Source organism: Nocardioides sp. AE5, assembly GCF_031844485.1.
In the GTDB taxonomy this organism is placed as follows: Bacteria; Actinomycetota; Actinomycetes; order Propionibacteriales; family Nocardioidaceae; genus Nocardioides.
The window spans coordinates 104094-116749 of the sequence record NZ_JAUZVI010000010.1; the positions used below are offsets into that span (position 1 = coordinate 104094).

Genomic DNA, 12656 nt, shown 5'->3' on the forward strand with positions numbered 1-12656 from the left:
ATGCCCTTCCGGTAACAGTCACCCCTTGATCACAAGGAGCGAGCATGACCCAGCACCACTACGAATTTCTGAAAGTTCGCTACGCGTCGGGAATCGTCTTGGTTTCCCTCTCCCGTGGCCCCGTGAACGCGGTGCACCAACCGATGTATCGCGAGATCGAGCACTTCTTCCGGAACGTGGATTCGACTGGCGTTGACGTACGTGCGGTGGTGCTCTCCGGGGAGGGCCGGCACTTCTGCGCCGGCAACGACCTCGAGGAGTTCACCACGATGACCCCGGCCAATGCGCCTGGGCGGATGCGTCGGGTGCGTGCAGCCTTCTTCGCCATCCAGGAGTGCCCAGTCCCGGTCATCGCCGCCGTGCACGGGAGCGCCCTCGGAACCGGATTGGCCATTGCCGCATCCGCCGACTTCGTGATCGCCGCCGACAACGCCCGCTTCGGTGTCCCCGAGGTATCCGTGGGAGTGATGGGAGGGGCAGCCCACCTGTCCCGGATGATCGGGCAGCCGATGACCCGGTGGGCCTACTTCTCCGCCGAGCCCATCCCGGCTTCGGAGATGCACCGACTGGGTGGTGTCGTGGCCCTGGCCGCCCCCGAGGAACTCCAGGACGAAGCGCTCCGTCGTGCCCGACAGGTTGCCCGGCACGGTCCGACCACGCTGCGGTTCGCCAAGCATGCGCTGAACGAGATCGAGTTCATGGAGTTGCAGGAGGCCTACCGGTTCGAGCAGAGCCTCACCTGTGAGATGGCGGGGTTGCCGGAGGCACGCGAGGCGCTCGCCGCTACCACGGAGGCACGCACGCCCACCTATTCGGCAGGTGTGCACTATGAACTTGACTGACACCATCGACAAGGGTTGGGCACACCATCCCGACCGAATGTGTCTGCGCCCCACCGACGGATCGCCCTCTTGGACCTACGACGAGGTGGGCGAGATGACCCACCGCATCGCTGCTGCCTTGCTCCGATCCGGCGTGGGACCCGGTGACCGAGTCGGTGTGCTGAGCGGCAATCACCCGCTTGCACTGATGACGATGCTCGCGGTGGCGCGGGCCGATGCCGTCTACGTGCCGCTCAACCCGAGCTCGACAGCCTCCGAGATGGCTCCACTCGTGGAACTCACCGAGGCCCGGGTCCTCCTCTACGAACCGGTTCTGGGTGCCAAGGTGGCCGCACTCCGAGAAGCTCTGCAGCACGACCTGATGGGCATCCGCCTCGTCCCCGGTGACGTGGACTGCGACGACGCCGTCCTCGACGAGCTGTTGGGGCCGGTGGGCTGTCGGGTCCCCCAGCCCCGTGCCGGCGGTGAGGACCCGGCCTGGATGGCCGGCACCGGAGGAACGACCGGCAGCCCCAAGGCGGTCATCATCCCCCATCGCGCCCTGATGACGCAGACGCTTGGATTCCTGGCACACATGCCGGACGAACAGCCGGTCCAACTAGCTGCCGCGCCCCTCACCCACGCCGCCGGCGCCCTCACCCTTCCGGTCCTGATGCAGGGCGGGACCACTGTGATCCACCGGGGCGTGGACGTGGCCAGCATCATGGCCGACATCGAACGGTTCCGGGTCACCCGGCTGTTCCTTCCCCCGACCGCGATCTATTCGATGTTGGCGCACCCCGCAGCAGGACAGCACGACTATTCCTCCCTGAAGTACTTCCTCTACGGAGCCGCTCCCATGTCCACCGACAAGCTCCTGGAGGCACGCCGTGTCTTCGGGCCGGTGATGACGCAGTTCTACGGACAGTCCGAAGCACCCATGCTGTGCACCTTCATGAGCCCGCAGGACCACGAAGAGGCCTTCACGGACCCCACCAAGGCCAGTCGCCTCGCCAGTGCTGGTCGGGAGTCGCTGATTGCCCAGGTTGCGATCCTCGATCGATCTGGGAGTCGGCTTCCACCCGGTGAGGTCGGTGAGATCGCGGTCCGCACCGATCTGAGGATGATCGGCTATCTGGGATCACCCGAGGAGACGGCCAGTGTGGATCGCGGTGACGGATGGCTCGGGACCTCCGACCTCGGGAAGATGGACGCTGACGGATTCGTCCACATCGTCGACCGCGAACGGGACATGATCATCACTGGAGGGTTCAACGTCTACCCCAGCGAGGTCGAACGGGTCCTGCTGTCCGTCCCCGAAATTCGGGACTGTGCTGTCATCGGTGTGCCTGACCCCTATTGGGGTGAAGCCGTCACTGCTTGTGTCGAGTTCATTGACGGATCAGAGGTCGCCTCGGAGGCGTTGATCGATCTGTGCAAGCAGGCTTTGGGAAGTGTGAAGGCACCCAAGAGGATCATCGTGCGCGACCTTCCTCGCAGTTCCGTCGGGAAGGTCCTCAAACGAGATCTCCGCGCCGAGTATCGATGAACTTGAGCTGCGTATCCGGCGGAATCAGGTACACGGCACGGGAGGAGCTGCAGGCGAGTGGCGGTCCCTGGAATCATCGAGCCACCGCACAGGTGTTCTTGCGTGACCACTCGATACGACGTACGCCGTGCAGTCACCGCGTACGTCGCGGCGCGCCGTTGACGGCGTACGCCCGGAGCACCGGCCCCGTCGCACGTCGGCCCCGTCGCACGTCGGACCCCGTCGTACGTCGTCCTACTGCGGCGGGGTGAACGCCGCCAGCGGCTCGGAGCCCGACCAGTCATGGCCCCAGTAGGAGTCCGCGGTGATCTCCTCGGCCGTGTACCAGGTCTCGTCGACGAGCATTCCCTCGGTGCCATATTCCAGGTCCCAGCCGCCAGGAGCCCGGACATAGAAGGAGACCATCTTGTCGTTGGTGTGGCGGCCCAGCGTGGAGGAGAGCGAGAAGCCCGCCTTGTTGACCTTGTCGAGCGCCTGGCCGACGGCGTCGAGCGAGTCGACCTCCATCATCAGGTGGACCAGGCCGGGCGCCTCGCCGTGCGGCGCGGGGCAGACCGCGAGGCTGTGGTGGCGCTGGTTGACGCCCAGGAACCGGACCCGGCGCGGCGGCCCGGCAGCGTTCGGGCCACCGACCCGGATCGCGCCGCGCGGCAGGAAGCCGAGCACCTCGGCGTAGAACGCCACCGTCTCCTCGGCGTTGGTCGTCGGCAGCACGACGTGGCCCATCCCCTGGTCCCCGGTGACGAACTTCTGGGCGTGGCCGGTCAGCACCGGGCTGTGGTCCAGCACGGGTCCGAAGAAGATCTCGACCGGGGTGCCGGCCGGGTCCTCGAAGAAGATCCCGGCCTCGATCCGGCGCTCGTCGCACTCGTCCTGGCTGAGCACCTTCACGCCGTATCCGGCCGCCTCGACCGCGCGGCCGACGGCAGCCAGGGCGAACTGGTCGCGGACCTCCCACCCCACGGCGAGCACCCGGTCGACATCGCCGGGCACGACGACCAGGCGGGCTGCCCGCTCGTCCATCCGCAGGTAGAGGCCATCGGTCTCGGGGCCGGTGGTCTCCTGCATGGCCAGGCAGTCGACGGTCAGTTCGCGCCAGCGGGGGATGTCGCGCGACTGCACCTTGAGGTAGCCGAGTGCGCGGATCTGGGTGGTCATCACGGGGTCCTTCGGTTCGTCGTGGGCTGCGGGCAAGGGGGAAGGGGGAGCCGGGTGGCTCAGATCATCGAGAGCATCGGGCCGGGCGGCGGGGTGACCTCGATGTCGAGCAGCGCCGAGGCGTGGAAGACCGAGCCGGGCACGTGGATCGCGTGCGCCAGGCCCATGTGGCCGTCGCGCCAGAAGCGCTGGATCGGGTTGTCCATCCGCAGTCCGTTGCCCCCGGAGCGGGCCACGACCTCGTCCATCGCGCGCACCGCACGCCATGCGGCCGCGACCTGGGTACGCCGTGACGCGGCGCGCTCGGCGAAGGTCACCGTCTCCCCCGCCGCGACCTTGTCGTAGAGCCGGGTGACGTTGTCCAGCATCGCGGTGCGCGACGCCTTGATCTCTTCGGCAGCAGCGCTGATCGCATAGAGCACATAGGGGTCGTCCTTCACCTTGGTGCCGGTGATCTGGACCCGGGTCTTCTGGTAGGCCAGGTGCGCAGCCAGTGCGCCCTCGGCGATGCCGATCACGGCCGAGGTGATGCCGAGCGGGAAAGCAGTGGTGAACGGCACCCGGTACGCCGGGTCGGCCGGGGCAAACTCCTCGGGCTGGGAGCCGTCCAGGAACTTCGCGAACTCGACCACGCGGTATTCGGGGATGAACGCGTCGGTGACGATGATGTCCTTGGAGCCGGTGCCGCGCAGGCCGACGACGTCCCACGAGTCGTCCACGATCTCGTAGTCCGAGCGCGGCAGGACCACGTGGTAGTTCTTCGGCGGCATGATCGTGTTGCCGTCGGCGTCGCCGAGGAAGGCACCCAGGAAGATCCAGTCGCAGTGGTCGGTGCCCGAGGAGAACTGCCAGCGACCGTTGAAGATGTAGCCTCCCTCGACCGGGCGCAGCACGCCCATCGGCGCATAGGGCGAGGCGATCCAGGTGTCCTGGTCGGCGCCCCAGATCTCCTCCTGCAACTGCGCGGGCATCATCGACATCTCCCACGGGTGCACGCCGACGATCCCGGCCACCCAGCCGGTGGAGCCGTCGAGCGAGGCGATCCGCATCACGGTCTCGGCGAAGTCGCGCGGGTGCGCCTCGGCCCCGCCGTACTTCGCGGACTGCAGCATCCGGATCACGCCGGTCTCGCGCAGGATCTCGGCCGCCCGGTCGGTGAGCTTGCCGAGCTTCTCGTTCTCGGGGCCGAGGGCGGCGATCTCCTCGGCGTGCTTCTCGACTGCGTCCAGCACGGGGTTGGTCATGGGTGGTCTCTTCTCTGTGTCGTGTGGTTCCAGTTCAGCCCTGCGGGCGCCCCGTGCGGCGGTGGCCTCCCGCTGATCGGGACCGCGGCGGGTCCAGCCCGCGCCGCCGCCCGGCCGGTCAGGTCAATCCGTCACGCCGGCCGCATGCCGCATGCCGCATGCCGCATGCCGCATGCCGCGCGGCGACGTACCCGAAGACCATCGAGGGGCCGATGGTCGCGCCGGGCCCGGCGTACTCGTTGCCCATCACCGAGGCGGTCGCATTGCCGGTGGCATAGAGCCCGTCGATCACCGAGCCGTCGCAGCGCAGCACCCGGGCGTGCTCGTCGGTGACCAGGCCGCCCTTGGTGCCGAGGTCGCCGACAACGATCCGGATCGCGTAGTACGGCGCCTTGTCGATCCGGTCCAGGTTCGGGTTCGGCAGCGTCGGGTCGCCGTAGTAGTGGTCGTAGGCGCTCTCGCCGCGCCCGAAGTCGGCATCCTTGCCGGCGGCCACGAACCCGTTGAAGCGCTCCACGGTGGCCTCCAGCGCATCCGCCGGTACGCCGATCTGCCCGGCCAGTTCGGCCAGGGTCTCGGCCTTGTGCGCGATCCCCGCTTCATAGAACGCCTTGGGGATCGGGGCGCCGGGCAGGATCTGCGCGAACGGATAACGGGCCCGGGCACGCGCGTCCATCACGAACCAGGCAGGCAGGTGCTTGCCGGCCAACTGGTCGTGGACGAAGTTGACGTACGGCGCCGCCTCGTTGGTGAATCGCTTGCCGTCGCCGGCGACGATCACGTGGCCGGGGATGGCGCGCTCGGAGACCAGCGGGATGGTGGCGCCGGCCGGGTGCTCGACCGAGGGCATCCACCACGCGTCGTCCATCAGGTCGATCGCCGCGCCCAGTTCCTGGCCCAGCCGGATGCCGTCACCGGTGTTCTCCCGGGCCCCGAGGCTGTGGTTGGCCCGGCCGCCCTCGGGCAGGTGTTCCTCGCGCATCTCGGGGTTGTGGTCGAACCCGCCGGAGGCCAGCAGGACACCGCGGCGGGCGCGGATCCGGCGTACGGCGCCGTCGCGGTCGGTGGTGACGATGCCGACCACGCGGGCCGTGGGGCCGTCGCCCTCGGTGATCACGTCCGTCATCGCGGTGCGCAACCGGAGTTCGATGCCGGCGTCCTTGAGTGCCATCCTCAGCCGCGCCACCAGGGCACGGCCGCCGGTGGACATGTGGCGGCGGCGGACCACGTTGGAGGAGACCCGCCAGGCCGCGACCACGGATGCCCACCGGCCGCGCCAGGTCCGCTTGACCATGGCCAGGTCGTGGTAGTCCTTCGCGGTGACCCAGAGGCCGAGCGGGCCCTTCATGCTGTTGGGCCGCTGGAACTGCTCGTCGTCGCCGAGCTTGCGGGTGTCGAACGGCTTCGGCTCGATCGACCGGCCCAGCGGGCGACCGCCCTCGTATTCGGGGTGGTAGTCGGCGTACCCCTTGGTCCAGGCGAACTTCATCCACTTCGAGCGCTCGAGCAGTTCCATGGTGGCCGGGCCGTAGTCGACGAAGGCGTCGAGGCGGGCGGCCGGGACCTTGCCCTCGGTCAGCACGTCGAGGTAGCGCCGGATCGAGGAGCGCGAGTCGTCGTGGCCCTTGCGGCGCAGCGTGGGGTTGTTCGGGATCCAGATGCCGCCGCCGGAGATGCCGGTGGAGCCGCCGAACTTCTTCGCCTTCTCCACCACCAGTGCGGTGAGCCCGGCGTCGTGGGCCGCCAGGGCCGCGGTCATCCCGCCGCCGCCGGAGCCGACGACGACCAGGTCGTATTCCTCGTCGTACTGCTCGGCGCACGACAACCCCTCGGCGCCGATCGGTCCGGGGGCCATCGACGCGGAACCCTTCGACTCGAGGCCCATCAGCCTTGGCCGTCCTGCTCGAGGTCGCGGGTCAGGAACGAGAGCACGGTGGACTCCCAGGCAGCCTTGGCCTCGATCATGGTCCAGTGCCCGCAGTTGGGGAAGATGTGCACCTCGACGTCGGGAATGGTGCGCATCGGCAGGAGCACCATGTCCACCGGGCTGACCCGGTCGTCGCGGCCCCAGGTGATCAGGGTCTTCGCCTTGATCTTGTGCAACATCGCCCATGGGGGCGGCTCCGGGGACTTCTCGGCCATCTTCGCCATCGCGGCCAGCACGCCGCGGCCATACATCCGCTTGGAGGCGGCCAGGGTCTCCGGATCGAGAGCGAGCTCGAGACGCTCGGTGATCAGCTCCTCGGTGACCAGTGACTGGTCGAAGACCATCGAGTTGAGCCACGCGACGAGACGCTCCCGGGTGGGATCCTCGACGAAGTCCGTGAGCAGGTTGATCCCCTCGCCGGGTGCAGGACTGAAGATGTTGCGCCCGATGCCGCCGATGGTGACCAGGTGCGAGATCCGGTCTGGTTGGGCGACCGCGAACCGGCTGGCCACGATGCCGCCCATCGAGTTGCCGATCATCCGGACCCGGTCCAGGCCCAGGCCGTCCAGGAAGGTGCCGACCGCGGGGAAGGCGGCCGCCATCGGGTGCAGGTCGGTGTCGTCGCTGACTCCGAAACCCGGAAACTCCAGGGCCAGGCAGCGGAAGTGCTGGCTGAACAGTGGCAGGTTGCCGCGGTAGTTGCGCCAGGCAGAGACGCCGGGGCCGGAGCCGTGCAGCATCACCAGCGGGGGCGCGGCCGGATCACCCGCCTCGTGGTAGCGCAGGGTGCCGTGCTCGGTCTCGAGCTCACGCAGGGTGCCCTCGCGGGTCAGGTCAGTCAGTTCGCTCACCCCTGCACGCTAGGTTTCCCCGCCCACCGGTGAGCGTCTCGATCCCGATCACCGGGAGGCCTCCGAGCCGGCACGAGTTGACGCCGTACGACGCCGAGGCGACACGTGTTGACGCGAAATCACGTCGAGGCGGCGTCAGCTGACGCCGCCTCGACGAAGCCCTGCTTGATGAAGCTCGGGCTGAACGAATCCAGGTCAGGCCCAACTGCCCTGGCCGACAGCCACGAGTCGGCCCGCGTCCTCGGACGGCCAGGCCTGCGCGGATGCTGCCGCGGCGGTACGCCGGCGGGCACGGCTGGCCTGGGCAAGTTCAGGGGAGAGCGTGTGGGAGATCGTGCGTGCCGCAGCGGCCACCAGCGGGGCGACCCGCTCCAGGGGAGCCTTGGCGTCGCCGACCAGCGAGATCGCGCCGACCGGGCCGTCCAGGCCGCGCACTGCCGCAGCGACGCAGGCGATGTCGGGGAAGCACTCGCCACGCTCGAAGGCGAGGCCGCCGCGGCCACGGATCCGGTGCAGTTCCTGGTGCAACGTGGAGAGGTCGCCGATGGTCCGATCGGTCGAGCGGGCCAGCGAGTCGCCGGCGATCTCGTCCACGGCCTCCGGCTCGAGCCAGGCCAGCATCGCCTTGCCCAGTGCGGTCGAGTGCGAGGGGGCGCGGCCACCGACCCGGGACGGCACGGCGCCGGCGAAGCGACCGCCGAGCTTGTCGAGGTAATGCACCTGGTCGCCGTCGAGCACGGCCAGGTGGACCACCAGGCCGGTGCGGACCATCAGGTCGTGGAGCATCGGGGCGGCCTCCGCCCGCAGATCGTTGGCCCCGCGGTCGCCGGCGTCACCGAGCTTGAGGGAGCGGGAGCCGAGCGCGTAGCCGAAGCTGGTGTGCTCCAGCCAGGCGAGCTTGACCAGCTGGTCGAGGATCCGGTGCGCGGTCGAGCGCGGAAGGTGGGTGACCCGGGCGACCTGTTCCAGGGTCAGGCGGGTGGTCGGGCCGCGGAAGGCATCCAGGATCAGGGTCATCCGCTCGACCATGGACGGCGGCAGCTCCCGGCCGGTGGCCCGTGGTGCTTCGACGCTCTCGACTGCAGACATGGCATCTCCTCGGCGGTGTCGGATCCCCAAAACTGAAATGAATTCTAGGTGACCGGCGCCACGCTGACAAGGTCCCAAGATCACGAAATGGCATCGGGCCGTCGAAGCTCCGGCGGGTGGGGCGGCGCCGCATCGCTCGATGGCCGGCACCGCCGGCCCATCCCTGCTCCTCCGCCCCGCCAGGGTCCGCCGCGACGCGGGTGGCAAGATCGTCGGACAGGCACTGCCGCAGATCTCGGCGGGAGGAAGGACGCTCAGGATGGGACGCATGCGCTGGCCACGCTCGGTCTACGCGCAGGGCAAGGAGCCCGACTACCGGTTCAGCCTCGCCAACGAGCGGACCTTCCTGGCCTGGATCCGCACCGCGCTCGCCCTGCTGGCGGCCGGGGTCGCCGTCGACGTGGTCGACCTGTCGATGTCTGCGTCGAGCCAGACCGCTCTGGCCTTCCTGCTGGTCTGCACCGGCATGGGCACCGCGATCGCCTCATGGATCCGGTGGGCACTCGCCGAGCGGGCGATCCGGTGCGCCGAGCCACTGCCCTCGTTCGGCTTCGGGGCGATCTTCACCCTGGTCGTGATCGCGGCCGCGGTGATCGTGATGACCGGGCTGCGCTGAGCCGGCGTACGGGCGAACCAGTGAGCATCGAGCGGCAACCGAAACCCGTCGCGGATCCCTACGACCCCGGCATCGCCAACGAGCGCACCGCGCTGGCCTGGCAGCGGACCGCGCTCACCCTGACCGCCGGCGCCGCGATCATGGCCCGTCTGGCCATCGACGACAACGGCCGCGCCGCCCTCGCCCTGCTGGTGGTCGCCGCGATGCTGGGGACCTGGATCTTCTTCGAGGCCTCCTTGCGCTATCGGCACAGCACCGGCCAGCGCGAGCGCATCCGTGGTCGCGGCGGTCGGGCCGGGCTCACCCTGACAGTGGCGACCGTGCTGATCGCCGCGGGCGAACTACTGCTCCTGCTCACGTGATGCCGGCCGGTCGATCCGGGCCAGGACCACCCACGGCCCGGCGGCCAGCAGCCAGCAGCCAGCACGCCCTCCTTCCGGTGAGCGGGAACCCCGTCCCACCTGCCACCCGGCCCTGACAGGCTCCACGCAGCGCCACACACGCGCTCGCCGTCAACGCCAGGAGGATCCATGCGGATCGGCATCACCAGCCCGATCGTGACCGCCAACCCAGGTTCCCACGCCGAGTGGGAGGCAGACGCAGGCGTCGCCGAACTCGTCGCCATCGCGACCACCGCCGACCGGCTCGGCTTCCACCACCTCACCTGCAGTGAGCACGTCGCCGTCCCGACCGCGATCGCCGAGCAGCGCGGCGCGACGTACTGGGATCCGCTGGTCACCCTGAGCCACTTGGCCGCCCACACCACGCAGATCCGCCTGGCCACCCAGGTGCTGGTGCTCGGCTACCACCACCCGCTGGAGATCGCGAAGCGCTACGGCACCCTCGACCTGGTCTCCGGCGGACGCGTCGTGCTCGGACTGGGCGTCGGCTCGCTGGAGGAGGAGTTCGACCTGGTCGGCGCCACCTTCGCCGGGCGCGGGGAGATCGCCGACGACGCCCTGCGCGCACTGCGCGCCAGCCTCGGCAAGCGCCAGCCCAGCTATCACGGCCCCCACTTCGACTTCGACGACTTCGTCGTCGAGCCGCACGCCGTCCAGGAGCACCTGCCGTTCTGGATCGGCGGACGCACCCCCCGTTCCCTGCGCCGCGCACTCGAGCTCGGCGACGGCTGGGTGCCGTTCGGGCTCTCCCTGGGCGACCTGGCCCGGATGCTCGGCGCGTCCGATCTGCCCGAGGGGTTCGAGGTCGTCCTCGGCACGGGTCGCCCCCTGGACCCGATCGGCGAGCCCGAGCAGACCCGGGACAAGGTGGCCCGAGTGTTGGCTGCTGGGGCCACTGTGGTGAGCGCGACCATCGCCGCGACCTCGGCGGATCACTACTGCGAACAACTCGAGGCCTTGGCCGCGATCGAAGGAGAGCTCTGATGGAAAACCGCCTGGCCGCACTCGAGTCACGCCTGCAGGAGTTGGAGGACAAGCAGGCGATCGCCGAGATGATCGCCAGCTACGGGCCCCTCGTCGACTCCGGGGCCGCTGACGAGGTCGCCGCTTTGTGGAGCGAGGACGGCATCTACGACGTCGACGAGATCACCATGACCAACCGCGAGCAGGTCCGTTCCATGGTCCACTCCACGGGCCACCAGCACTGGATCAAGGCCGGTTGTGCCCACTTCCTCGGCCCGGCCAAGGTCACCATCACCGGCGACACCGCGGTCGCGGTCTGTCACTCGCTGATGGTGGTCAACCAGGGCGGTCGCTTCGTCGGGCGCCGCGGGGAAGCCAGCGCTGATCCCGAGGCAGCGGCGCCGGAGTTCGTCGTACGCCGGGCGACCGCGCACCACTTCGAACTCGCCCGGAGCGACCAGGGGTGGGTGACCACGCGGCGTACCAGCCGGGTCCTCGACGGGCGCCCCGAGGCACCCGAGTTGTTGCGCCGCGGCGCCATGGGCCAACCCGCACAGGCACCGGAGGGAACAGCACCGTGAGCACCGACGACCGCACCCAGATCATCGAACAACTGGCGCACGTGGCCGCGATGCTCGACCAGCGTGACTTCACTGCGCTGGAGGCAGCGTTCCTGCCCGACGCCCACGGCTACGGCACGGACGGCGCGGCGGCGATCGCAGCCCAGACCCGGGACCACCTGGGGGGCTGCGGCCCCAGCCAGCACCTGCTCGGCAACCACCGGGTCACCATCGACGGTGACACCGCCCACTCGCTCACCTATGCCCGGGTCTACCACGCCGGAGCCGGTGAGATGGAGGGCAAGTTCTTCGAATGCATGGGTGAGTACGACGACCGGTGGGTGCGCACGCCCGAGGGCTGGAAGCTCTCCTACCGGCGCTTCACCATGGAGATCATGCTCGGTGACTTCGCGGTCCTGCGCCCCTGAGGCCAGGCCAGGAGGATCAACGCGCGCGCCCCGCGCGCTGGGTCTCCACGATGTCGTCCATCGTCAGCGCTGCTTGCCTCGGGATATCGACCTTGGCTGGCTGGATGGCCCCCTCAACGGTCGGCTCGACGGCCATCCGCTCAAGATTGATGCGGAGGTACTCCTGCAACGAGCGCCCCGATGCCGCGGCCCGTTCACGCAGGACTGCGTAGGCAGCGTCATCGAGGTTGCGGATCAGCACAGTTGCCACACAAGCAGGGTATCGCTGCCCTGCATGATTTTCGCTCGCCCGCGATGGCACCCGACAACGGGGTGGACTTCCAGTCACCTGCTGACAAGGAATTCACCCGATGATCACATCAGCGCATCCGCATCATTCGTCGTCATAGACCGGCGGCTCGGACCACTCGAACTCGACGGCCTCGCGCAACACCTCGGCCGTGGTGGTCGGGCCCAGCCGATCATCCGTGGCCAGGTCCATCAAGGTTTCCCAGGGAATGCCCAGTTCCTGCTCCACGCGGATCGCCCGCGGGGCGGACGGCGCTGTAGGCAAGCTCGACGCGTGCGTCGTCCCGCAGGTCGACGATGCGGACCAGTCCGTTGCCGAGGGGCTCCGGATCGAACCAGGCGATCAGCAGCGATCCGTCCTCGGTGACCTCGCACCCTGCCGCCGAAGCAAGGGCAGCGCAGTCCACGGCGTCGGCGTCGGGGCGATCCACGTCGAGGGAGAGGACCTCACCGTCATTCCAGGTCTCGCCGTGCACCCGGAACACCGCCCCCACGCGCTCGGCGTGCTCCGCGTTCTGTCCGCCGAGGGTGTAGTTGGGCAGTACGTCGAGGTGGTCGAGCATGATCACCGCGACCGCCTCGGCGGAGATCGGGCCGTCGCGCCCGTCGCCCTTGCTGCATCCGACCAACACGAACGCAGCGATCAGGAGCCCGGCCAGGGGCGATCGCTTCGGGTTCATGCCCAAGACCTACCGCCATACAGATGCGCCAGAACTGGATGCCCGAAAGCCTTGTGACCACGACATCGACCCACTAGAATC

Annotated in this window: 14 protein-coding genes; 7 read left to right on the top strand and 7 right to left on the bottom strand. The window is 69.1% G+C overall.

What is annotated here, in order from left to right; genetic code table 11:
* Positions 1-44: 44 nt before the first annotated feature.
* Both Q9R27_RS14655 and Q9R27_RS14660 read left to right on the top strand, forming a co-directional pair.
* Entirely contained in the window at positions 45-842 is a 798-nt protein-coding gene (locus tag Q9R27_RS14655) for an enoyl-CoA hydratase-related protein (protein WP_311253136.1), read from the top strand.
* The gene (locus Q9R27_RS14660) at positions 829-2370 is read left to right on the top strand and encodes an AMP-binding protein (protein ID WP_311253137.1); all 1542 of its coding nucleotides are present in this window, start codon (positions 829-831) and stop codon (positions 2368-2370) included. The genes Q9R27_RS14655 and Q9R27_RS14660 overlap by 14 nt, the downstream gene beginning before the upstream one ends.
* Before the next feature lie 234 nt (positions 2371-2604).
* Here the strand turns inward: Q9R27_RS14660 and Q9R27_RS14665 are convergent, their stop codons facing one another.
* The 5 genes from Q9R27_RS14665 to Q9R27_RS14685 form a co-directional block, all read right to left on the bottom strand.
* Positions 2605-3528: a VOC family protein gene (locus tag Q9R27_RS14665; protein ID WP_311253138.1), complete on the bottom strand. Its 924-nt coding sequence runs from the start codon at positions 3526-3528 to the stop codon at positions 2605-2607.
* A 59-nt stretch (positions 3529-3587) separates the two neighbouring features.
* On the bottom strand, positions 3588-4772 hold the full coding sequence (locus tag Q9R27_RS14670; protein ID WP_311253139.1) for an acyl-CoA dehydrogenase family protein: 1185 nt from the start codon (positions 4770-4772) through the stop codon (positions 3588-3590).
* A 118-nt stretch (positions 4773-4890) separates the two neighbouring features.
* The gene (locus tag Q9R27_RS14675; RefSeq protein ID WP_311253140.1) at positions 4891-6657 is read right to left on the bottom strand and encodes an FAD-binding protein; all 1767 of its coding nucleotides are present in this window, start codon (positions 6655-6657) and stop codon (positions 4891-4893) included.
* Entirely contained in the window at positions 6657-7550 is an 894-nt protein-coding gene (locus Q9R27_RS14680) for an alpha/beta fold hydrolase (RefSeq protein WP_311253141.1), read from the bottom strand. Before Q9R27_RS14680 ends, Q9R27_RS14675 begins: the two co-directional genes overlap by 1 nt.
* A gap of 195 nt (positions 7551-7745) precedes the next feature.
* Positions 7746-8639 (bottom strand): IclR family transcriptional regulator, encoded by an 894-nt coding sequence (locus Q9R27_RS14685; RefSeq protein ID WP_311253142.1) that lies wholly within the window; start codon positions 8637-8639, stop codon positions 7746-7748.
* 268 nt (positions 8640-8907) lie between these two features.
* Here Q9R27_RS14685 and Q9R27_RS14690 point away from each other — a divergent pair, with 268 nt between their 5' ends.
* From Q9R27_RS14690 to Q9R27_RS14710, 5 genes are all read left to right on the top strand, one after another.
* Complete coding sequence (locus Q9R27_RS14690; protein ID WP_311253143.1) at positions 8908-9255, top strand: DUF202 domain-containing protein; 348 nt, start codon at positions 8908-8910, stop codon at positions 9253-9255.
* 20 nt (positions 9256-9275) lie between these two features.
* Entirely contained in the window at positions 9276-9617 is a 342-nt protein-coding gene (locus Q9R27_RS14695) for a DUF202 domain-containing protein (RefSeq protein WP_311253144.1), read from the top strand.
* Between the two features lie 168 nt (positions 9618-9785).
* Positions 9786-10640 (top strand): LLM class F420-dependent oxidoreductase, encoded by an 855-nt coding sequence (locus tag Q9R27_RS14700; RefSeq protein WP_311253145.1) that lies wholly within the window; start codon positions 9786-9788, stop codon positions 10638-10640.
* Positions 10640-11200: a nuclear transport factor 2 family protein gene (locus Q9R27_RS14705; RefSeq protein ID WP_311253146.1), complete on the top strand. Its 561-nt coding sequence runs from the start codon at positions 10640-10642 to the stop codon at positions 11198-11200. The genes Q9R27_RS14700 and Q9R27_RS14705 overlap by 1 nt, the downstream gene beginning before the upstream one ends.
* Complete coding sequence (locus tag Q9R27_RS14710) at positions 11197-11607, top strand: nuclear transport factor 2 family protein (RefSeq protein ID WP_311253147.1); 411 nt, start codon at positions 11197-11199, stop codon at positions 11605-11607. Before Q9R27_RS14705 ends, Q9R27_RS14710 begins: the two co-directional genes overlap by 4 nt.
* Positions 11608-11623: 16 nt before the next feature.
* Here the strand turns inward: Q9R27_RS14710 and Q9R27_RS14715 are convergent, their stop codons facing one another.
* A complete protein-coding gene (locus tag Q9R27_RS14715; RefSeq protein WP_311253148.1) occupies positions 11624-11857 on the bottom strand; it encodes a FitA-like ribbon-helix-helix domain-containing protein in 234 nt (77 codons plus the stop codon).
* Between the two features lie 211 nt (positions 11858-12068).
* A complete protein-coding gene (locus Q9R27_RS14720) occupies positions 12069-12575 on the bottom strand; it encodes a hypothetical protein (protein ID WP_311253149.1) in 507 nt (168 codons plus the stop codon).
* Positions 12576-12656 lie beyond the last annotated feature (81 nt).